Annotated in this window: 23 protein-coding genes; 11 read left to right on the top strand and 12 right to left on the bottom strand. The window is 65.1% G+C overall.

Annotated features, from left to right (window positions below; translation table 11 throughout):
* The first annotated feature begins 28 nt into the window (after positions 1-28).
* From J1M87_RS04040 to J1M87_RS04050, 3 genes are all read left to right on the top strand, one after another.
* Positions 29-1096, top strand: coding sequence for a DUF3027 domain-containing protein (locus J1M87_RS04040; protein WP_206488031.1), 1068 nt, complete (start codon positions 29-31; stop codon positions 1094-1096).
* A 68-nt stretch (positions 1097-1164) separates the two neighbouring features.
* Positions 1165-3822, top strand: coding sequence for a sacsin N-terminal ATP-binding-like domain-containing protein (locus J1M87_RS04045; protein WP_374222348.1), 2658 nt, complete (start codon positions 1165-1167; stop codon positions 3820-3822).
* Positions 3812-4363, top strand: coding sequence for a phosphatase PAP2 family protein (locus J1M87_RS04050; protein WP_307830725.1), 552 nt, complete (start codon positions 3812-3814; stop codon positions 4361-4363). The genes J1M87_RS04045 and J1M87_RS04050 overlap by 11 nt, the downstream gene beginning before the upstream one ends.
* Here the strand turns inward: J1M87_RS04050 and J1M87_RS04055 are convergent.
* On the bottom strand, positions 4332-4475 hold the full coding sequence (locus tag J1M87_RS04055; protein ID WP_198289516.1) for a hypothetical protein: 144 nt from the start codon (positions 4473-4475) through the stop codon (positions 4332-4334). The two genes, J1M87_RS04050 and J1M87_RS04055, sit on opposite strands and share 32 nt — an antisense overlap.
* Positions 4476-4616: 141 nt before the next feature.
* Positions 4617-4856: a DUF2530 domain-containing protein gene (locus J1M87_RS04060; protein ID WP_206488032.1), complete on the bottom strand. Its 240-nt coding sequence runs from the start codon at positions 4854-4856 to the stop codon at positions 4617-4619.
* Between the two features lie 81 nt (positions 4857-4937).
* Here J1M87_RS04060 and J1M87_RS04065 point away from each other — a divergent pair, with 81 nt between their 5' ends.
* Genes J1M87_RS04065 through J1M87_RS04075 form a run of 3 tightly spaced genes read left to right on the top strand, consistent with a single transcriptional unit; the run spans position 4938 to position 8199 of the window.
* A complete protein-coding gene (locus J1M87_RS04065; RefSeq protein WP_206488034.1) occupies positions 4938-6389 on the top strand; it encodes an NCS2 family permease in 1452 nt (483 codons plus the stop codon).
* A gap of 52 nt (positions 6390-6441) precedes the next feature.
* Positions 6442-6870, top strand: a complete 429-nt coding sequence (locus J1M87_RS04070; protein ID WP_206488761.1) for a MarR family winged helix-turn-helix transcriptional regulator — start codon at positions 6442-6444, stop codon at positions 6868-6870.
* Positions 6871-6927: 57 nt separating this feature from the next.
* A complete protein-coding gene (locus J1M87_RS04075; protein WP_206488036.1) occupies positions 6928-8199 on the top strand; it encodes an MFS transporter in 1272 nt (423 codons plus the stop codon).
* Between the two features lie 5 nt (positions 8200-8204).
* Here the strand turns inward: J1M87_RS04075 and J1M87_RS04080 are convergent, their stop codons facing one another.
* From J1M87_RS04080 to J1M87_RS04100, 5 genes are read right to left on the bottom strand one after another with little or no spacing between them, the layout of a single operon-like run.
* Positions 8205-8843, bottom strand: coding sequence for a response regulator transcription factor (locus J1M87_RS04080; RefSeq protein WP_241256314.1), 639 nt, complete (start codon positions 8841-8843; stop codon positions 8205-8207).
* Positions 8843-9970, bottom strand: coding sequence for a sensor histidine kinase (locus J1M87_RS04085; protein WP_206488038.1), 1128 nt, complete (start codon positions 9968-9970; stop codon positions 8843-8845). The genes J1M87_RS04080 and J1M87_RS04085 overlap by 1 nt, the downstream gene beginning before the upstream one ends.
* Before the next feature lie 40 nt (positions 9971-10010).
* Positions 10011-10784: an ABC transporter permease gene (locus tag J1M87_RS04090; RefSeq protein WP_206488041.1), complete on the bottom strand. Its 774-nt coding sequence runs from the start codon at positions 10782-10784 to the stop codon at positions 10011-10013.
* The gene (locus J1M87_RS04095; RefSeq protein ID WP_206488043.1) at positions 10781-11731 is read right to left on the bottom strand and encodes an ABC transporter ATP-binding protein; all 951 of its coding nucleotides are present in this window, start codon (positions 11729-11731) and stop codon (positions 10781-10783) included. The genes J1M87_RS04090 and J1M87_RS04095 overlap by 4 nt, the downstream gene beginning before the upstream one ends.
* Positions 11731-11955: a hypothetical protein gene (locus J1M87_RS04100; protein WP_206488045.1), complete on the bottom strand. Its 225-nt coding sequence runs from the start codon at positions 11953-11955 to the stop codon at positions 11731-11733. Before J1M87_RS04100 ends, J1M87_RS04095 begins: the two co-directional genes overlap by 1 nt.
* Before the next feature lie 167 nt (positions 11956-12122).
* Here J1M87_RS04100 and J1M87_RS04105 point away from each other — a divergent pair, with 167 nt between their 5' ends.
* Genes J1M87_RS04105 through J1M87_RS04115 form a run of 3 tightly spaced genes read left to right on the top strand, consistent with a single transcriptional unit; the run spans position 12123 to position 14466 of the window.
* Positions 12123-12677: a DUF1453 family protein gene (locus J1M87_RS04105; protein ID WP_206488047.1), complete on the top strand. Its 555-nt coding sequence runs from the start codon at positions 12123-12125 to the stop codon at positions 12675-12677.
* The gene (locus J1M87_RS04110; RefSeq protein ID WP_206488049.1) at positions 12674-13813 is read left to right on the top strand and encodes a sensor histidine kinase; all 1140 of its coding nucleotides are present in this window, start codon (positions 12674-12676) and stop codon (positions 13811-13813) included. Before J1M87_RS04105 ends, J1M87_RS04110 begins: the two co-directional genes overlap by 4 nt.
* Positions 13810-14466 (top strand): response regulator, encoded by a 657-nt coding sequence (locus J1M87_RS04115; protein ID WP_206488050.1) that lies wholly within the window; start codon positions 13810-13812, stop codon positions 14464-14466. The genes J1M87_RS04110 and J1M87_RS04115 overlap by 4 nt, the downstream gene beginning before the upstream one ends.
* Here the strand turns inward: J1M87_RS04115 and J1M87_RS04120 are convergent.
* Positions 14463-15662, bottom strand: coding sequence for a GNAT family N-acetyltransferase (locus J1M87_RS04120; protein WP_206488052.1), 1200 nt, complete (start codon positions 15660-15662; stop codon positions 14463-14465). The genes J1M87_RS04115 and J1M87_RS04120 overlap by 4 nt on opposite strands.
* A 76-nt stretch (positions 15663-15738) precedes the next feature.
* Between J1M87_RS04120 and J1M87_RS04125 the strand changes: the two genes are divergently transcribed.
* Together J1M87_RS04125 and J1M87_RS04130 are read left to right on the top strand one after the other, a co-directional pair.
* Positions 15739-16542 carry an RNA methyltransferase gene (locus J1M87_RS04125; RefSeq protein ID WP_206488054.1) on the top strand — a complete coding sequence of 268 codons (804 nt, stop codon included), beginning with the start codon at positions 15739-15741 and terminating at the stop codon, positions 16540-16542.
* A complete protein-coding gene (locus tag J1M87_RS04130; RefSeq protein WP_206488056.1) occupies positions 16539-16808 on the top strand; it encodes a DUF2537 domain-containing protein in 270 nt (89 codons plus the stop codon). The genes J1M87_RS04125 and J1M87_RS04130 overlap by 4 nt, the downstream gene beginning before the upstream one ends.
* Before the next feature lie 56 nt (positions 16809-16864).
* On the opposite strand, the gene J1M87_RS04135 is transcribed toward J1M87_RS04130, so the two are convergent.
* The 4 genes from J1M87_RS04135 to serC all read right to left on the bottom strand — a co-directional run bounded on the left by J1M87_RS04135 (position 16865) and on the right by serC (position 20596).
* A complete protein-coding gene (locus tag J1M87_RS04135; protein ID WP_307830726.1) occupies positions 16865-17608 on the bottom strand; it encodes a hypothetical protein in 744 nt (247 codons plus the stop codon).
* Between the two features lie 94 nt (positions 17609-17702).
* Complete coding sequence (gene sepH, locus J1M87_RS04140; RefSeq protein WP_206488060.1) at positions 17703-18599, bottom strand: septation protein SepH; 897 nt, start codon at positions 18597-18599, stop codon at positions 17703-17705.
* 109 nt (positions 18600-18708) lie between these two features.
* The gene (locus tag J1M87_RS04145; protein ID WP_206488062.1) at positions 18709-19383 is read right to left on the bottom strand and encodes a rhomboid-like protein; all 675 of its coding nucleotides are present in this window, start codon (positions 19381-19383) and stop codon (positions 18709-18711) included.
* Between the two features lie 91 nt (positions 19384-19474).
* Entirely contained in the window at positions 19475-20596 is a 1122-nt protein-coding gene (serC, locus tag J1M87_RS04150) for a phosphoserine transaminase (protein ID WP_206488064.1), read from the bottom strand.
* Positions 20597-20670: the final 74 nt, after the last annotated feature.

Here is a 20670-nt window from a genome sequence, read left to right on the forward strand (position 1 = left end):
GCAGCCCGAACTGGGCGTCACCGAGTCGATGCGGCAAACTGAATGTGTGAGTTTCGCATCTTCTCCAGAGCTCGATTCCATCCGCCCCGTCTTGGCCGATGCCGTGGACCTCGCGCGGCAGGCTCTGCTCGACTTGGGAGAGGCAGGTATCGGCGAGTACCTCGGGGTGACCGTCGAGGATGCCAGCGCAGCCACCCACCGATTCGCCAGTGATCTCGAGGGGTACCGAGGGTGGCAATGGGCCGTCGTGGTCGCCGCCCCCGAGGACGCGGATCACGCCACGGTCAGTGAGTTGGTTCTGCTGCCCGGCCCCGACGCTCTCGTTGCGCCGAGCTGGGTGCCCTGGGACGAACGGATTCGTCCCGGCGATCTGGGTCCGGGCGATCTACTGTCTCCGCGCCGCGACGACCCGCGCCTCGTACCGGGATACGTCGAGTCCGGTGATCCTGCCATCGATGAGGTGGCCGGTGAAATAGGTCTGGGCCGCAAGCAGGTCACCAGCCTCGAAGGACGACTCGACGCCGCTCAGCGCTGGCACGACGGAGATTTCGGCCCCGATACCGAGATGGCCAAGGCAGCACCGTCGACGTGTGGGCGCTGCGGTTTCTACCTGCCCATCGCCGGGTCGCTGTCCGCAGCATTCGGGGTGTGCGGCAACGAGTTCGCCGCCGACGGTCGTGTGGTGCACGCCGAGTACGGATGTGGAGCACATTCGGACACCGAACTCCCCACCGGCGCGGGGTCACCGCAATTCGAGCCCTACGACGACGCGGCGCTCGACGTCATCGCATCGCCTGTGCCGAAGGAAGAGCCTGCTACCCCGGTGGAGACGGCTGCCCCGGAAGGTACAGCTGCCCCCGAAGAGACGGCATCCACAGCAGAGGCCGCCGCGCCTGAAGCGGCCGAGCCGACGCAGAACGAAGAAACGGCACCGGAATCAGCAGCACCGGAAGCAACGGCACCGGTAACACCAGCTCCGGAATCGGCCGACTCCGATGGCGCTGGTTCCGATGACGCTGCGTCCAACAGTGCCGTGTCCGATAGCGCCGGATCCGAAGATGACGCCCAGGCCGAGGGCTCGGCATCACCGAGCTGATCGATCCGTTCGATACCGGGTCGCTGCGCGAGTCGATTCTCCAGGCGTGGAGTTCCTCGCCTACCCGGTTGCGTGAGGATTCGGCATCGGAGTCGGATCTGGTTCGCGGTGGCTATCGGGATCGACTGCTGACGGAGCTGGCTCAGAACGCCGCCGATGCGGCCGCACGTGCCGGTGTTCCGGGCAGGCTTGCGGTCTGGACCGATGGCGACGGTACCGTTCACGTTGCCAATACCGGTGCTGCGCTCGATGTTTCGGGTGTCCAAGCGCTGACCGCGCTGAGGGCCTCGGCCAAGACTGCCGGAGATGTGGGCGTCGGGCAGTTCGGGGTTGGATTCACTGCGGTGCGGTCGGTGTCCGACGAGGTCGAGGTGCGCTCGCGTCAGGGTGGTGTGGTGTTCAGCGCACGCAGAACGCTCGACGCCCTGGGCCGGCGAGGGATGAGTGTGCCGGAGTCGGGAGTGCCGGTGCTGAGGCTGGCCTGGCCGGTCGAGGTACCGCCTGCCGCGGGATTCGATACCGAGATCCTGTTGACGCTGCGACCGGAGGTCGATGCCGAGTCCTTCGCTTCCGGCTTCGCGGACGAGGCGGTGGATCTGCTGCTCGAACTCGAGGCGCTGGACTCGATCGAGATCGACGGCGTCGTGATGACCTGCATCAGAACAGAACTCGACGACACAAGCACCGAGGTGGCGATCGGAGCGCGAACCTGGCGGCAGTTCACCACCCCCGCTGCGCGGTGGCTCGCGCCGGTGGTCGACGGAATTCCGGTGCCCGTGCATGCCGATGTGTTGCGAGCTCCCACTCGGTCGGACGAGCTGTTGTCGTTGCCTGCGTTGGTGATTGCCGATGTGCCGATGCAGCCCGACCGTCGACGCGTGCTGCCTGGCGTGTCGCTGAACGAGGTGGCGCACGGGTATGCCGATTTCGTTGCCTCGCTGCCTGCCGCGTCGAGGGTGTCGTTCGTGCCCGAGGTCGGATTTGCGCGCAGCGAGGTCGACGGCATGTTGCGAGACCTGATCTTCGGTCGATTGTCCTGCGAGCCATGGCTTCCCGGTGCACGGGGACGCGATCTGGTGCCGGAGAGGTCGAACGTCGTTGCGGATGCGGGCGAGGAACTCGTCTCGGTGGTGGTCGACGTGGTGCCCGATCTGGTCACCGCTGCGCTGTCGGGTGCGCGGCACGCGTCGGCGCTGGCCGCGGTGGGGGTGCACCGAATCGGCCTGGCGGGACTGGCGGAGTTGCTCGGCGGTCAGCACCGCGAACCGCGCTGGTGGCAGCGACTGTTCGACGCGTTGGCCCCACTCGTCGTGGACGGTACTGCAGCGGAAGAGCTTGCCGCACTGCCTGTTCCGCTCGCGGACGGGCGCACTGTCACCGGTCCGCGTACCACGGTGATCGGTTCGGATGCCTCGGCTACGGTGACCTGGGTGCGGCTGGTGCATCCGGATGCGGTCAGTCCACTGCTCACCCGGCTGGGCGCTCGTGAGGCGACCGCGTTCGAGTTGCTCACGGATCCGGCGCTCGAGGCTGCCCTCGACGATCTGGACTGGGACGACCGCGACAGCGTCGAGACTCTGGTGCACGCGGTGCTCGCCCTGGCGGGGGAGGCCGGGGAATTACCGGGCTGGCTCGGCGGCCTGCCACTGCAGGACGAGCACGGCGAACTGCGCAGTGCGGACGAGTTGTTGCTTCCCGGAGCGCCATTGGCCGATCTGCTGGTGCGAGATTCACCCTTCGGCGTTCTCGCGCCTGCACTGGTGGACCGGTTCGGTGAACGGGCGCTGCGGGCAGTGGGCGTCGGCTGGGGATTGTCGGTGGTGCGCGACGAACTACCGACCGGGCCCGACCACGATCTGGACGACGAGCCGGCGTGGTGGTCGAGTCTGTCCGTCGAGCCCGATGCGCTCGTTGCGGTGCGCGATCTCGACCTCGTGGCCTCGGACGCCTGGTCCGAGGCGTTGACCGTGCTGCTGGACGACCCGAGTACCCGTGCGGCTCTGACTGATCGGAACGGATATACCGCGTGGTGGCTCAGGCGTCATGCGCGGCTGCACGATCGGCGTCCGATCGAATTCAGGGCACCGTCCGACGATACGTTCGCCGGGCTGCTCGATCCGTTGGATCATCCGCGCGCGGACGAACTGGCGACGGTGCTCAGTGCCTCGGAGTGTGAGGATGTCGATTGTGCGCGCGTGCTCCTTCGAGCGCTCGCGGATCCGGAGCGTAGTCCGACACCCGCGGTGATCGCGCGCACCCACACCCTTGTCGCTACCGCTGTTGCCGAAGGCCGGATCGAGGTCTCCGACATCGATCCACCGGATCGCGTCCGCACCCTCGGCGGCATCGTCGTGGATGCGTCGAGAGCGTTGGTGATCGACAAGCCGTGGCTGGCGAGTGTGGTTCCACCGGATGTCGCTGTGCTCTCGGACATGGTGACCGCTCTCGCGCTCGCCGACGTCCTCGATATCAGGCCCGCGTCGGAGGGGATCGGTGCAGAAGTGCTCGGCGTGGGACGCGTCAGCTCGTGGGACCGTGAACCCGGAGCGGTACTGGCCTGCGCGGTCATGGGCGTGCCGCTGCCTCGGGGCGGGCTCGTGATCCATCGCGAGCTGGTGGTGCGGCTGACCGGAGCCGTCAGCGGCGAGCACAGCGTTCCGTGGTGGGTGACCGAAGACGGAACCGTGCACTGCACCGAGCGTTGGGAGCGACCCCGTGGGGTGTGACACCGCGGTACTGAACTGGATGGTCGATCACCGCGTCGACTGGGTCACGACGGTGTTCTGGGTCATCACCACAGTAGGGAACACGTTCGCGATGTTCGTGTTGTCGACGGCGGCATGGGCGGCGTTGCTGACATCGAAGAGAAATGTCGACGCGTGGATGGTCGCGGCCGCGATGCTCACCGGCTGGGGTCTGATGAATGCGCTCAAATTCGCGTTCGGGCGGGAGCGTCCACCGCTTCCGGAACGGTTGGTGGAGATTGCGAGCCATTCGTTTCCGTCGGGCCACGCGATGATGTCGATGGTGCTTGCCACGGTGGCGATCGCGGTGATGCTGCGATCGGCCACTGCGTGGCTGCATCGGCCGGTGCTACTGGCGTTGCCTGTGATCGCGTCCCTGCTGATCGGATTCTCTCGGATCTACCTGGGTGCGCATTGGACCACGGACGTGCTGGCCGGCTGGGTGTTCGGTGCCCTGTGGGGGCTGGGCTGGATTTACGCTCTCACGCTGATCAGCGCGAGAAATCCGAGCGCTGAGCGATGACGAGCAACTCGTCGCGCATGGCCGGGCTGGAGACAGCGTTGGCGCGTGCGTAGAGGGCGCGGAGCGAGCGGACGTGGTTGCGACGGTTGCGGTACTGAGCGACGAGCTTCATGGCCTGGCTTTCGTGGATCAAGTGGTTATCTGAACTGACATAACCCATGGTCCACGTTAACTTTGTGTTACTCAACCGGCTGACGGGTTAGTTTGCCCACGTCAGAGCAGGTTTCGTGACCGGGCTAACGTGATCGGGATCTCAATCGAGGCCGCGTTGGGCGGTTCTGCTCCCGCGACGTGACGCGGCTCTCTGCGTCAAGAAGATCGCGAACCCCACGGCACCGACCGCGAGGCCCGACCAACAGGTGGCGAGGACATCGTCGTCGCGGTCTCCAGTGGCGGTGAACACGACCAGCGCGACAATCCAGCCGAGGATTCCGATCGCCAGCACCGGCACCGGATCGGTGAGGCTGCGCGGAATCTGGGGGAGTTCGGCCACGAAATCACGCTACGCCATCGCCAGTGGCGGCCGCTGCCGTTGCGGCTACCGAAGTGTCGGAGTGTGCTTTATCGTTCGCTCATGCAATTGTCGTCGCGGCTACTCGACAACTACTTCAAGATCACCGAGCGTGGCTCGACCGTCGGTTCCGAGGTCCGAGGTGGCGTGGTCACCTTCGTTGCGATGGCGTACATCGTGGTCCTCAACCCGCTGATTCTGGGCAGCTTCTCCGCCGACGATGCAGCGGCCAAGACCGACGTGCTCGGCAACATCCTGCCGGTCGCCCAGGTCGCCGCCGTGACGGCGCTGGTGGCCGGGTTCATGAGCATCGCCTTCGGCGTCATCGCCAACTATCCCTTCGGTATCGCGGCGGGCCTGGGCATCAACACGTTGCTCGCGGTGACCATCGCACCGCAGGTGACGTGGCCCGAGGCAATGGGTCTGGTGGTGATCGACGGCATCATCATCGTGCTGCTGGCGGTGACCGGTTTCCGCACCGCGGTCTTCAACGCGATCCCGGCCGAACTCAAAGCCGCGATCGCCGCAGGCATCGGTGCGTTCATCGCGTTCATCGGGTTGGTGGACTCGGGCTTCGTGCGCAGAATTCCCGACGCCGCAGGCACGACGGTTCCTGTCGGGCTCGGAATCGACGGGTCCATCGCATCGTGGCCGACGGTGATCTTCGTGTTCGGGTTGCTGCTGATGGGTGTGCTGGTGGTGCGCAAGGTGCGGGGCGGTCTGCTGATCGGCATCGTCGTGACGACCGTCTTCGCAGCGATCATCGAGGCCGTCACCGACGTCGGACCGTCCAACGGCGTCGACCCCAAGGGGTGGAATCTGTCGGTTCCGCAACTGCCGACCCAACTGATCCAGTCTCCTGATCTGGCTCTGGTGGGCAATGTCGATCTGTTCGGAGCGTTCACGCGCATCGGTGTGCTGGCCGCAAGCCTGTTGGTGTTCACCCTCGTGCTCGCCAACTTCTTCGACGCGATGGGCACGATGACCGGTCTGGGTAAGGAAGCGAATCTGGACAAGGACGGGAAGCTGCCGAACATCGGCAAGGCTCTGGTGGTCGAGGGTGCCGGGGCGATCGTCGGAGGCGGCGCGTCGGCGTCGTCGAACACGGTGTTCGTCGAATCGGCCTCCGGCATCGCCGAGGGTGCCCGCACCGGGCTGGCCAATGTCGTCACCGGAGTGCTGTTCTTGCTGGCGATGTTCTTCACGCCGCTCACCGCCGTCGTGCCCATCGAGGCAGCAGCGCCGGCGCTGGTGGTGGTGGGAGCGCTGATGATCGGGCAGGTACTCGACATCGATTTCCGACGCTTCGATTACGCCCTGCCTGCCTTCCTGACCATCGTGGTGATGCCGTTCACGTACTCGATCGCCAACGGAATCGGCGTCGGTTTCATCACCTGGGTCGTACTCGCGGTCGGGTCCGGTCGAGCGAAATCGGTTCATCCCCTGTTGTGGATCGTTGCACTACTGTTTGTGGCATATTTCGCCGTCGGACCCATTACCGAGGCGGTTACATGACGCGCGGTCGGTACCAAGGCGTATCCTCTGCGCTGTGACGTCGGGAAACAGTGTGAAAGACCATCGTGCTTTGGCAAGTGACCTATCGCTTGCTGTGGTGAGGCTGACTCGCCACCTTCGAGGTAGGCGAGTGGACTCGCAAGTCTCGCTGACGCAGCTGTCGGCTCTGGCCACGCTCAGTCGCGAGGGCGATATGACGCCGGGGGCGTTGGCTGCGCGCGAAAGAGTGCAGCCACCGTCGATGACGCGGGTGATCGCGTCCTTGGCCGAGCTCGGTCTCGTGGCGCGTACGCCACACCCCACCGATGGGCGGCAGGTGATCGTGTCGCTCTCGAAGGCGGGGAATGATCTGATCGCCGACGAGGCCAGTGCGCGCGAGGCATGGATGACGGCGCAGCTCTCGGGCCTCGGTCCCGAGCAACTCGACATCCTCAGAGAAGCCGTGGACATCATCAGCGCCTTGGTCAGCGACTCGGAGTAGTTACCTAGGTTTATTATTTGAACGGTGGCCCCTGCTTCCCCTACCTCCCGTTCGACGATGTTTGCTGCACTGAAGACTCGCAACTACCGATTGTGGGCGTCGGGGCAGATCGTCTCGCTGATCGGGACATGGATGCAGCGGGTCGCACAGGACTGGCTCGTCCTGACGCTGTCCGGCGGCAACGGCTTTGCCGTCGGCGTGGTGATGGCCCTGCAATTCGGTCCGACGCTGTTCCTGTCGGTCTGGGGCGGCGTGCTGGCGGACCGCTACGACAAGCGCAAGCTCCTCATGATCACCCAGGCCTTCGCCGGCGTCTGCGGCCTGGTGCTCGGAGTCCTCGACGTCGGCGGCCTGGTCGAGCTGTGGCACGTCTACGTGATCGCCTTCGTTCTCGGTTGCTCGTCCGCCATCGACGCCCCGGTGCGGCAATCGTTCACCATCGAGATGGTCGGCAAAGAGACCCTCGCAAATGCCATCGCCCTCAATTCCATGACGTTCAACATGGCGCGCATCGTCGGGCCGGCGGTGTCCGGGGTGCTGATCACCCTCGTCGGCACCGGCTGGGTGTTTCTGATCAATGCGGTCTCTTTCGCAGCGGTGTTCGGTGCGCTCGTGGCGATGAACGTAGCTCAACTGTTCCGCGTCGAACCGGCACCTCGAGCGAAAGGGCAGGTGCGAGAGGGCTTTCGGTACGTCTGGGGGAGGGGTGATCTGCGGGTCCTGCTCGCTACGGTGTTCATGGTCTCGACATTCGGCCTCAATTTCCCCCTGAGCTTGTCGGTGCTGGCCCGCAACACCTTCGGCAGCGGAGCAGATGCATACGGTCTGCTCTCCACCACCCTTGCCGTCGGCACGCTGGCGGGGGCGACGCTGGCTGCCCGGCGGGCAACGGCTCCGCGATTGCGGCTGTTCATCGGGGCCGTCATCGCCTTCGGGCTGTTCGAGCTGATCGTGGGGATGATGCCCAATTACATCCTGGTGGCAGTCCTGCTGATCCCCACCGGAGCGTTGACTCTGACGTTCACGACGTCGGCGATGAACATTCTGCAGATGTCGGTGCCCTCGGACATGCGGGGGCGGGTGATGGGCATCTACATGCTGTGTTTTCTCGGCGGAACTCCGCTGGGCAGCCCAGTTCTCGGCTGGCTCGCGGACGTGCTCGATCCGCGTGCACCGCTGTTGTTCGGCGGTATCATCTCACTGGCCACGGGGCTATTTGCTTCGGTATATCTACTGCGGCACAACAACTTACGGATCACCCTCGTGCCACGCGCTGCTGGTCGACGGCTGCCGACCCTCGACACGGTGACGGCCACGGCCAAGGTGTGAGACGGTCAGATCCACCCGTGGCGGCGGGCGAGTGCGCAGGCCTCGTGCCGGTTGGCGGCTCCCAGCTTCGCGGCCGCCGACGACAGATAGTTGCGGGTGGTGCCCGGCGACAGATGTGCACGCTGCGCGATCTCGGCGATCGACGCGCCGTCGGCGGCGAACTCGAGCACATCGGCCTCGCGAGGTGTCAGAGGTGAGTCGCCTGCACCGATCGCCTCGGCGGCCAGAGTGGGGTCGACGTACCGACCACCGCCGTGCACCGTGCGCACCACCTCGGCCAGGGTCGCAGCCGAGGTGGTCTTCGGCAGGAAGCCCCGCACCCCCGCCTCGAGCGCCTTCTTCAGATAGCCCGGCCGGCCGTGACTGGTGACGATGATCGACGCACAGGTCGGCAGTGTCTCGGCGATCTTCTGGGCCGTCTCGATGCCGTCGATCCCGCCCATCTGCAGGTCCAGGACGGCGACATCGGGTGAGAGCGCGGCAGCGTCGCTCAGCGCCTGTTCTCCGGATTCGGCTTCACCGACTATCTCGATGTCGTCCTCCAGATCCAGCATCGTCGCCAGCGCCGATCGAATCAGATTTTCGTCGTCGGCCAGTAGCACTCGAATCACGATGCCGTCCTTGTCGGGTCGTTGCGCAGGCATCACTCCTGCCTGGAGCTCGCAGTGGGCAGTGTCGCAGTGAGGGTGAACTGCTCGTCGGTCGTCTCGGTGTTCAGGATGCCGCCGACCGTGGCCAATCGCTCGCGCAGACCGCTCAACCCGGTGCCGTCGTTGCGGCCAGGAGATGCCCGGGGGTGGTCGTTGCTCAATCGGACGCTGCTGTCGGTCAACTCGATCCGCGCATAGGTGGCGGCGGAGTGGCGAAGAATATTCGTCACGCCCTCCCGCACCACCCAGGCCGCGGCCTCAGCAGCTCGATCGGTGAGATTCGCTGTCCCGCCGACCAATTCGGTGGAGATGCCCGCCGCGGACAGCAACGATCGAGCCCCGTCCAACTCGGCGGCCACGTCGACCGATCGGTACCCCCGTACCAGATTCCTGGTGTCGGTCATCGATTCCTGGGCCAGCAGGCGAACCTCGTCCATCTGGGACGCCGCTCGATCGTCACCCCGGCGAGCGAGCGTCGCAGCGAGTTCGCTCTTGACCGCGATAGCAGAGAGCGCTCGTCCGACGACATCGTGCAGATCTCGCGAGAACCGCAGACGCTCCTCGGCTACCGACAGTGCGGCGGCGGCATCGCGGGTGGCGTCGAGCTCGGTGACGATACGCAACAGCCATACCGACAGTCGTACGGTGACGGCCATGAACGCGATGAAGAGTCCGAGTACCGCAGCTTGGAGTGGTGGGGTTCCCAGAGCCGCTGCAAGTACTGCGGAGACCACGGCGGCCGCCACCGACCATCGAAGTGCGATGAACGCCGCCACCGCGGTGGTGACCAGTACGGCGGCCCACGGTGTATTGCTCGTAGGCCCCGCGGCAATCAACACCACTGCGGCGACGCCGAGAATGATCAGCGGGCTCCGAACGCTCGCGTTGGGCATACCGCCGAGTGCGGGAGTGCGCTGTACGACGACGAAAGCGGCTGCGGCAGCCACGGCCATCGCTACCGAGGACAGGTGGCGCGCTTCCTGCACCGATATCCCGATTGCTCCGCCTGCGACGGCGACGATGATCACCAGGAACGACTGGCGCGTGTAGAGGCGCACCTTCTCCACGTCACTGCTGTCCTTCCAGCCGTGCAGTGGGTTGAGGTACTCGTACAGCTTCATGATCTCCAGCCTTGCAGACGGACGAGAAAACGGGCGATTTTCAGGACCGTGGTTCCCAACGGAAGTGCGTACGAGCGATCAGGATGCTCCCGATGATCCAGGCGAGCATGACCACCACCGGCATTCCCGCTTCGGTGAAGGTGGCAGCGAATCCGATCGACGGGTCGCCGGGCGTGGTGGTGCCGAACCAGCCCAGATTCAACAGATCCGAGACCGCGGCCATCGGGGTGAGATCGATGGCCCTGCTGAACGAGTCCGGCAGCACGTCGCGTAGCAGTGACGAGCCGGCCATGGCGAGCAGGATCACCGGCAGGCTGGTGATCTGCGCCGCCTCGGCGTTGCGGGTGAAGGCCGAGGTGATCAGGGCCAGTGCGGCGAACAGTGCCGCACCGCCCAGTAGGGCAACCGCGACGAGCAACACGTTGGTGGGAACCGGGCCACCGAAGGCAAGCACGACCGCACCGACGATCAGGCCGAGGGCGACGGTGAGAACGAACGAGGGTACCGCCGGGCCCATGAGGATCTGTAGGTCCGAGCTTTCGCCCGTACGAAGTCTTTTGAGTACCAACTCGTCTCGCCGCGTGGCGTACACCGAGAGCATGTTGTAGTACACCATGAACACCAACAGGAACAGGACGAAGATCTCCAACGCAGCTGCGACTCCTACATCGGTCAATCCGCCGTCGCCTCGACTGCCGATGATCAGCAGGACGATCGGCAGCACCAGCGGCATGACGATCGCGTTGAACAGCAGTACTCTGTTGCGTCCTAGTAGCGTGAACTCTGCTCGCGACAGGGCCGTCATCGTGCTCATGCGCTCATCACCTCGTTGTTCTCGATAGCGGGACGATCGACATCCGGGTTGTCGATATCGTCTGCGATGGAAAGGAACACGGTCTCCAGTGACGCGGCTCGGGCGTCGAGACCGTGCAGTGTCACCTCGTGTTCGCGGGCCCACATCAGCAGATCGGTGAGGGTCTCCTGCACCGAGGCGGTCTGAATGGAAACGGTCTCTCCCGCAACGTCGATCGACGTACCCGGCAGCGACGGTAGTGCCCTGGCCGGCACCTTCAACTCGATCTTCGCCGGATGGTCTGCGACCACCTCGTCCACCGTGCCACTGCGAACGACACTGCCGCGGTGCATGATCGCCAGTCGATCGCACAGGGACTCGGCCTCGTCCAGGTAGTGCGTCGTCAACATGATCGTCACGCCGGAGTCCTTGAGTTCCTGAATCAAATGCCAGGTGTTGCGGCGACTTTCGGGATCGAGGCCGGTGGTCGGCTCGTCCAGGAACAGGATGCGCGGACGGCTGATGATCGCGCAGGCCAGATCCAGCCTGCGCTGCTCGCCGCCGGAGAGGAACTTCACTCGGGTATCGGCGCGGCCCGCGAGATCGACGCGGCCGAGTACGTCGGCGACCGGCAACGGATCACTGCACGTGCCTGCCCACATCCGCAAACTTTCGGTGGTGGTCAGGTCCTGAGGCAGGCCGCCCTTCTGCAACATGATGCCGAGGGACGGTCGAATCGTGCGGCGATCGGACACCGGATCCATACCCATGATCCGCACCGTGCCCGAACTCGGCCGCGAGAGACCCTGAATCACTTCGAGAGTGGACGTCTTTCCCGCACCGTTGGTGCCGAGAAGTCCGAACAACTCACCCTCGGCGACCTGCAGGTCCAAGGCCTTGACGGCCTCGTAGGCGTTCTTGCCCGAACCGTAGCGCCGAGTCATCGCGTCGACGTCGATGACGGTCATCACTGCCGTCCCCACTGGCGCAGGCCGATGACGAACCGCACGCCCATGAAGACAACGATGACGCCGAGAGCGATGAACGCCGGAAGTCCTGTACCGACGATCGCGAACAACACGGCGAGAATGGCAATACTGATGACGATGACGACGATTTCACGCGCCATCGTGGGAGCCGGTCCGAACTCCATCAGATCGGTGAACAGGTTTCCTTCGTCTGGTTGTTTCATGACTGCAAGTCTGCTGCCGTCGAACCACCGAAAACAGTGCGCCGCATCATCACCTGAAGTGACACCGTCATGGGCGACCCATGACAAACGTCATGATCTGCCTTCTCCACCCGATCTCCACCCGTGGGTCGATTCGCCACCACTGCGATCTTCGTAGCGTTGCTGCCATGAACCTCGCAATGATTGCTCTCGTAGTCCTCCTGGTCGGATATCTGCTGGTGCGGCGTATGACCGGCCAGCTCATGGAAGCCCGGCGCATGCTGGTGCTGCCGGCGATTCTCACCGTCATCGGTCTGGCTTCACTGAACTCCGCGACCCTGTCGGCCACCGCCATCGGCTTCCTGCTGCTCGGCTGCATCGTCGGCATCGGCTTCGGCCTGGTGCGCGGCTACACCGTCAGAATCACCGAGCGTGACGGGACGGCGTGGATGCGCTATTCCATCGCATCGGTCGGATTGTGGATCGCCGCGATCGCCGCCCGGGTGCTGCTGATTTCGGTGGAGAGCGCGATCGATCCCACGGCCGCGTCCGCGGCAGGCCAGGCCACCATGATGGCCGTGGGCATCGGATTTCTCGCCGAGTCGGTCGTCGTGCTCTACCGCGCGATGCACTCGGACGCGACCATCGTCTGGCGCGCCGACAAGTCCGGTGGTCACACCGTCTCGCCTACGCTGGCCGATATGCACAATCGGGTTCGCGGTGGAGGGTCGAAGATTCGGTGACCTCGTCCACACCCGGCGTACGGTTACCCGCGCTCGACAGCCTCAGGCTGTCGAGCCGGCCGTATGTTGCGGTCATTGCCATCGTCGCTGCGTTCGCCACGTCGGATCTGGGCAATCCGTACATCCTCGCGCTGCTCGTCGTCAACAGTGCCCTGCTGTTGGCCTCGGCGATCCCACAGCGGTTCGTCGGTCCTCGGCTGTCACTGGCGGGCGCGGGTGTCGCGCTCATCGCATCGGCGACGATTCTGGCCGTGGACGGTACCGCTACAGCCACTCTGTTTCCGTTTCTGATCGCCGGACATGCAGGGTGGCGATTCAAGCCCTCGGTGTCGTTTCCGTTCGCGATCGCGATCAGTGTGGCATGCTCGGCTGCGCTCTGGCTTGCCGCACGCAACGGTATCGACGGATGGCCTTGGGCTGCAGGGCTGTTCGCGGGTTGGCCGGTGTTGATCGGATACTCCCGACGCAGTCGATACGAGGCGTTACGCAATGCGCGCCGGGCCACCGATGCCGAACTCCGCGAGCATGCACTGGCCGAGCGAGCCCGCATCGCCCGCGACATCCACGACGTCCTCGCCCACTCGCTGTCGGGGGTGAACATGCAACTCGAGGTGGCCGACGCGTTGCTCGACGCAGGCCGGACGGCAGAGGCCAGAGCGGCGATGGGCAAGGCGCAGAGCCTCGTTCGAGAGGGACTCACCGAAACCCGCAGGGCCGTACAGACTTTGCGTCAGGATGCGCTGCCCCTCGTACCCACATTGGCTGCTCTCGTGGGCGATGACGCGAGTCTCGAAGTTCGAGGCACCGCCAGGGACATCGATACGCCGGAGTCCCAGTTCCTCATTCGGTGCGCGCAGGAAGCGCTCACCAATGCCCGTAACCATGCACCAGGAGCGCCGGTGACGGTGGTGCTTCGGTTCGGGTCGGAGGACGTCGAGCTCTCGGTGGCGAACGGCCTGGCACCATCGCCCACCGACCCGATCGAGAGCACCGGGATGGGCCTGATCGGTATGCGAGAACGGGCCGCCCTCGTCGGCGGTACCGTCACCGCCGGTCCGGATGGGCGAGGATGGATCGTGCGTGCTTCGGTTCCCCTGCACCACAGCACCGAGACCGACACGGAGGCCGAAAGATGAGCATTCGGATAGTGATCGCCGACGATCAGACGTCGGTACGCGAGGCGTTGGCGGTGATGTTGGACCTGATCCCGGACATCTGCGTCGTCGCCACCGCATCGGACGGAGCTGCCGCCGTGGCCGAGGTGCAAGCGGCGATGGATGGCGGCGGCGTGGACGTGGTGCTGATGGATCTCAGAATGCCGGGCACCGACGGTATCGAGGCGACGCGAATCCTGAAAAGCATGTTCCCCGATCTGCCTGTCGTCGTGTTGACGACATTCTCCGACGAGCGCTCGATCCTCGACGCTCTCGGTGCCGGTGCGCGTGGCTACCTCACCAAGGATGCCGGACGGGTCGAGATCGGGGCAGCGTTGCGGGCGGCGGCAGCTGGGCAGGCGGTGCTCAACCCGCACGTGCAAGCGCGGTTGCTCGAGGCCGTCGACCCGCCCCGAACGACACCGATCCCAGCGGGATTGACGCCACGCGAGGTGGACGTGCTGCGGGCCATCGCCGCCGGTCTGTCCAACCGTGAGATCGCGCAGCAGATGTTCGTCAGCGAGGCGACAGTCAAGACGCACATCAATCATCTGTTCGCCAAGGCAGAACTACGTGACCGGGCTCAGGCGGTGCATTTCGCCTTCACTCACGGGTTGGCTGCACCCGTGCGCTAGAAAGCCCACCCCATGACGGCCGGGCGAGGCGTTCCGAACGTCAGATCCAGTGCATGCAGTGATGCTTCGTCACGAGCGGTGAGACGGTTGGCCGCAGCGAACAACCGGGCTCGGTGGGTCCCGAAGTAGATGCTGGCCAGCACGTCGATGTCCAGTTCGATGTCCGGTTCGGATTCGACGCGCGTGCAGGTGGCCCTGCCGTCGGTCACGTCGAAGGAGTAGGTACCGCCTGCGTCGAGGAAAGGATCGCGCACGGCGATGATCAGCGAGGTGTCGAGGGCATAGGTGCGCGCTTCGAGCGCCGCCCGGACATCCATGATGCGGGCCCACAACGCGTCGTGGTGGGCGGTCACCTTCGGAAGTCGATTGTTCGTCAACAGGAACGGCAGAGCTTCGTCGCGTGACTGCCGGACCTCGATGGTGTCCACCAGGTCCACTCCGATGAGAATCTGCCACATCGCGGCGTAGGCCTCGTCGGTCACAGCGATGAATTCCTGCACCACCACTCGGCTCGGATTCGTGCCGCGGCGGTAGGCGACGTAACCGTCGGGATGAACGATGAAGAACAATGCCGTCAGGCCACCGCGTCGATTCTCGCGATCGGCGAAGAATCGCTCCCAGCGGATCGGCGGCTTGGGCTGAGCGCCTGCGGTCTGCTGCTGCCACCGGTGGTAGATGTCGGGGAGCAGTTCGGCGGCCTCGGCCGATTCGATCAGCCGCACGCCCGTCGCCGGGGGAGCGTCCTTGCGGAACTGAGCGAACCGGCGATCGATGGAGACGCTGATCTCCTCGGTCACCGGCCCGTACCCGAAGCGTCCGTAGATGGTCGCCTCGCTGGCCGTCAGCAGCGACAACGGGGCCCCGGCGTCGTTCAGGGCGCGGTGCTGCTGGGTGAATATCGATCGCAGGATGCCGCGTCGGCGATGCGTCGGGGCCACAGAGACCCAGGAAACACCGGACGCCTCCAGTTGGGCGCCGCCGGGAACGGTCACCGACATCGGGAAATGCATGGCGACCCCGACCGGGGTCTGCCCGTCCCATGCCAAGTAGACGTGCTCGGACTTGGTCAGGATCTGCGTCTCCGCCAGGTCCTCGGCGTTCTGGTGCTCACCGAACGCATGCGCGTCGAGCAGCGCGACCGAATCCCAGTCGTCGTCGGTGGCGGTGCGGATGGTGATCGATTCGTCGGTAGTCATCACTGTCAACTTTTACATACCTGTGCATCGGTTCGCCGACGGAGTGCCGAAACAGCTCGGGTGACAAGATGGTCCGGTGGTGCATGTAATCGACGTCGACGACCCGCTCGACCCCCGACTGGACGACTTTCGCGATCTGAATTCCTCGGATCGACGCCCCGATCTTCCCGAGGGCAAGGGGTTGGTGATCGCTGAGGGCGTGCTGGTTGCGCAGCGGCTGTTGACCTCTCGTTTCCCGATGATCAGCCTGCTCGGCGTGGATCGACGGCTCGATGCGTTACGCGAGGATCTCGCAGAATCAGATGTTCCGTTCTATCGGACGTCGGCGGAGGTGATGGCCGAGGTGGTCGGCTTCCACCTCAACCGCGGAGTGCTGGCGGCGGCGAACAGGCCACCGGCCCTCGATCTGGACGAGGTCGTGGCCGGGGCGCGCACGGTAGCGATCCTCGAAGGCGTCAACGATCACGAGAACCTCGGATCGATGTTCCGCAATGCGGCGGGCCTCGGGGTCGATGCAGTGCTGTTCGGGGCCGCCTGCGCCGATCCGCTCTACCGACGTTCGGTGCGAGTGTCGATGGGCCATGTGCTTCGGGTGCCGTTCGCGAAGGTGCCCGAGTGGCCACGTGGTCTCGATCATGTTCGCGCGCATGGCTTTCAGCTGATCTCACTGACCCCCAACCCAGCGGCGGTGTCGCTCGCATCGGCGATGACGGGGGAGAAGGTCGCGTTGTTGCTCGGTGCAGAGGGCCCTGGCTTGACCGAACATGCCATGCGCGCCACAGACGTTCGGGCCCGCATTCCGATGGCTCCGGGCACCGACTCGCTCAATGTGGCGACGGCAGCGGCCATGGGGTTCTACGAACGCGTGCGCCTGACGTGACCGATCACGACGCGACTGTCAGCTGGACCGGGATCCCGATCGCCCTGATCTCGGCGACACTGGCGGCAGTGGCGCTGACGGCATTCGGAATGGAGTTGGCCAGGGTTCATCCGCTGCTCGCACTCGGGCTGAACATCGTGATCGTCGCAGGTGCCGCACCGACGGTCATGCGCTGGCTCGCTGCCCCGGTGTGGCGCTGGGTCGTGTACGGAGTCGGCACCGGAGCGATCCTGAGTTTCGTGGCACTGGCGGCGTTGGCCTTCTGACGGTGACCCGATGGGTGACGAAGGAGGCCAACCGCCCCTGACCGAAGTGGAGCGTCCTACTTGCGCGAGAACCAACGCTTCTTCGGTCGCGGTGAATCGGCTTCGGGCTTCGGTTCCTGGCCGTTCCGACCGTTCGTGGACTGGTTCGGCGGCGGTGGCTCCTGCCCCGGAACGTACATCGTGAAGCCACACACCGACAGCGTGCTCGGATCGAACTCCTCTGCGTGGGGAGCGCCCGTGTACCGGAAGCCGAGCCATTCGGCGTTGGCCGTCTCGGCGAATTCCTGTGGGTGGAACGGCAGCGATTGTGGATCCGGCATCACACCAGGGGGATAGATCAACGGGTGCTCACCGGCCCAGAACGATCGCTCCCAGATCAGCGGAAGGCCCGCGTCCTCGTAGATGTACACCGGTGTGGCGCTGAAGGATCGGCGAAATTCGCCGCGCTCCCAGTACGCGAACGCACCCCAGGCATGTTGTGGGTCGGAGGCGACGAGGTACGTGCGCTCGGATGCCAGAGGGCGAGTGAAGGACTCGGGCAGCGTCGAGGGCGTGGGTACCGAAAGATTGGATCCGCAGACCACGGTGACTCCGGGATAGCACCCGATGAAGACGTGGTCGTCGTCCACGCCAGCCGATGCCGATATCGGACCCTGGCCGAGGGGCACCGCTGTCAGGTGGGGGTACAGACGGCCGACCAAGGCCGTCGCGGCATTCCAGTCCGAGTCGGGAGTAGCTCGGAGTACAGAAATGGGATCCGGTGCGTCTACGTACCAGATCGTCGATACCTTGGCCCCCACTGACCGCACCTCTTTCTCCGTAACCTCCGTCCGAAGCCTACGGTGTGAGCGTCGGTCATCGACCACCGAGCGGCAAAAAAGGTTACCGGTGAGTTCAGTTGTGACCGCTGCTGCGAACGCCGAGCAGCACGTCTTCCCACGACGGCATCGCGGGCTTGCCGCGCTTGTCCTTGCCTCCGGTGTGGCCGGGGGCAGGCTTGGGCATGGGCTTGGGATCCCGTGCAACCGGCTCGCGTGGGTGCTCGGATTCGGCGTCGGGTGCCTCGTCGACCTCGACGGTCTCGGCAACGATCTCGCTGTCGGCGGTGGTTCCGTAGTACTCGTCGAAGCTCTGCTGCGAGACGTCCTCGTCGGTGGAGTCCTGCGCGGACGCGAGAGCGCGTACAGGGGCCAGGCCGCGGAGTTGACGCCCGAAATCGGGATCGATCAGTTCGTGGGCCGTGTCGTCGAGCGGCGAGATGGTGCCACCGTGACCGTCGGGCAAGAACTGCCAGTGCGCCTTGTTGGTGGTGCGCCCGGCCTGCCACTTCAACTGGGCGACCCACTTGTTGTCCTCGTCGCGCCAGGCATCCCATGATGCGTCGTCGAGGTGCTGACCGCGAGCGCGGAATGCGAGGGTGACGATCTCGAGCAGGGTCTGCACGGCGGGTCCGTCGTGCCGGAGTGGATGGCCGGCCTGAGCCATCGACGCTGCCTGTGAGCGTTCGAGCAGAACGGGGTGGGCGAACACCTCGACACGACTGACGGCCATTCCGGAATCTGCAGCGACCTGTTCGATGGTCGCGCCACCACGAATGCGAGCCTGGATTTCTTTCGGCCGGAGCAAGCTGTCCATTTCGATCTCAATCTGTCCTAGTCGAGCGATGTCGCCGCGTGAGGCCGCGCGGAGTTTGTCGTCGGCCGGAAGCCGGAATCTGTCGCCGGTCTTGGGATCTGCGCAGACGACGAACTTTCCGTCGGCCTCGAGACCCACCACTCGTAAGTCTCGCACTGTGACCTCCTCATCGCGCCGGCTCGCGATACCGTCGACTTCGACCCTAGTTCACCCGCTGTACTCGGTGGGTGTTCGACACGCATCTCGTCGCCGGTGATCGTTTCTCTCAGACGAGAGTAGACAGCTGCGGGCTCGGCTGCACCCGATCGGTGGAGGTTGCACCGATTCTCTTGTGAGACAACGCCGATGCATCCTTGCGGAGATACATCGCGCCGAGTCCGAAGCCGATGGTCAGGGCGATCGCGTGCCCGGCGGCGGTGAACGAGGGGTCCGATACCGCACCGACGAAGACAACGCCGATCCACAGCGCCGCCCAGAGCGACCGGGCAGGCTTGGGCAGATATCGGATCATCGACCCGGCCACGGCAGCGGCTGCATAGCTGACGCCGACGTCCACGGCCATTTCCAGCGAATCGGCGAGCCAGTCTGCGTGAATGCCGACCAACAGTCCGGCGGCAACCAGAGCGGTCGCACCGAGGTGGCCTGCGCTGAAGGTGAGCAGGAAGCGTCGCCAACCGGAAAGCCATTCGGCAACGGCGAACAGGAGAGCGACCGAGGCCAGCCACAGCCAGTTCACCCGGCCCTCGGTGAGGAACACGCTGGTGACGAGTGTGGCGAGGTGGCCGTCGCTCAGATTGTGCAGATTGGTGCTCGCCTCGTGCAGTACGTGCCAGCGGTCGTGCCTGTCGACCTGTCCGAGCGCGATGGTGCCTGCCGTGGCCAGGACGCAGTACGTGATCGTCACGCGAATTCGTAGCGCCAGTTGCAGGAGCTTGAACATGCGAGCGCTCCCTCCGAGATCGTTACGCTTGCTTACTTCAATGCAAGTGTAGGCCGCGAAGGGAGCGCTGTGGCTGTGAGCTGGCTGCGAACTAGCTCAGCGTGGAGACGACCCAGTCGATGCTCTTGGTCAGCGCGGTGATGTCGTCCGGCTCGATGGCGGGGAACATACCGACACGCAACTGGTTACGCCCGAGCTTGCGGTACGGCTCGGTATCGACGATGCCGTTGGCGCGCAGGATCTTGGCGACCTGGGCTGCGTCGACGCTCTCGTCGAAGTCGATCGTGCCGACGACCTGGCTGCGGTGATCGGGGTTGGTCACGAACGGCGTCGCGAACTCGCTCTTGCCTGCCCAGTCGTACAGGCGCGAGGACGAGTCGGCGGTGCGCGCAGTGGCCCAGTCCAGGCCACCCTGGGAGTTCAGCCACTCGATCTGATCTGCGAACAGCAGCAGTGTCGCCACCGCCGGGGTGTTGTACGTCTGGTCCTTGCTGCTGTTGTCGATGGCGATCGGCAGCGACAGGAAGTCCGGAACCCAGCGGCCGCCCGACGCGATCTCCTCGACCCGAGCGAGTGCAGCGGGGCTCATCAGCGCGACCCACAGTCCACCGTCGGCTGCGAAGCACTTCTGCGGCGCGAAGTAGTAGACGTCCGAGTCGGCGACGTTCACCGGCAGACCGCCGGCACCGGACGTGGCGTCGATCGCGATGAGGGCGTTCTCGGAGCCGGCCGGCCTGCTGACCGGAATCGCCACGCCCGTCGAGGTCTCGTTGTGCGCCCAACCGATGAGGTCGACCGACGGGTCGGAGGTGGGCTCGGGTGCACTGCCCGGCTCTGCCTTGACGACGATCGGATCGCCGATGAAGGGATTGTTCTTGGCCACCGAGGCGAACTTCGAGCTGAATTCACCATTGGTCAGGTGCAGGGACTTCTCCCGGATGAGGCCGAATGCGGCCGCATCCCAGAACGCGGTGGTGCCGCCGTTGCCGAGTACGACCTCGTAGCCCTCGGGGAGCGAGAACAGATCCTTCAGCCCACTGCGTACACGCCCGACGACATCTTTGACGGGCTTCTGGCGATGGCTGGTGCCGAACACGGACGCGCCGACGTCGACGAGGGATTGCAGCTGCTCGGGGCGAACCTTGGACGGGCCGCAACCGAAGCGTCCGTCGGCGGGCAGGAGATCGGCGGGAATGATCGGCAAATCGGCCATGGAGTAGCGCGTCCTAGCGTCGATGGAATATGGCACTCGGAGGTTAGTCGAACACACAGCCTAGTCGGGTGCCC

This window comes from Rhodococcus sp. KRD162 (assembly GCF_017168335.1).
Classification (GTDB): domain Bacteria; phylum Actinomycetota; class Actinomycetes; order Mycobacteriales; family Mycobacteriaceae; genus Rhodococcoides.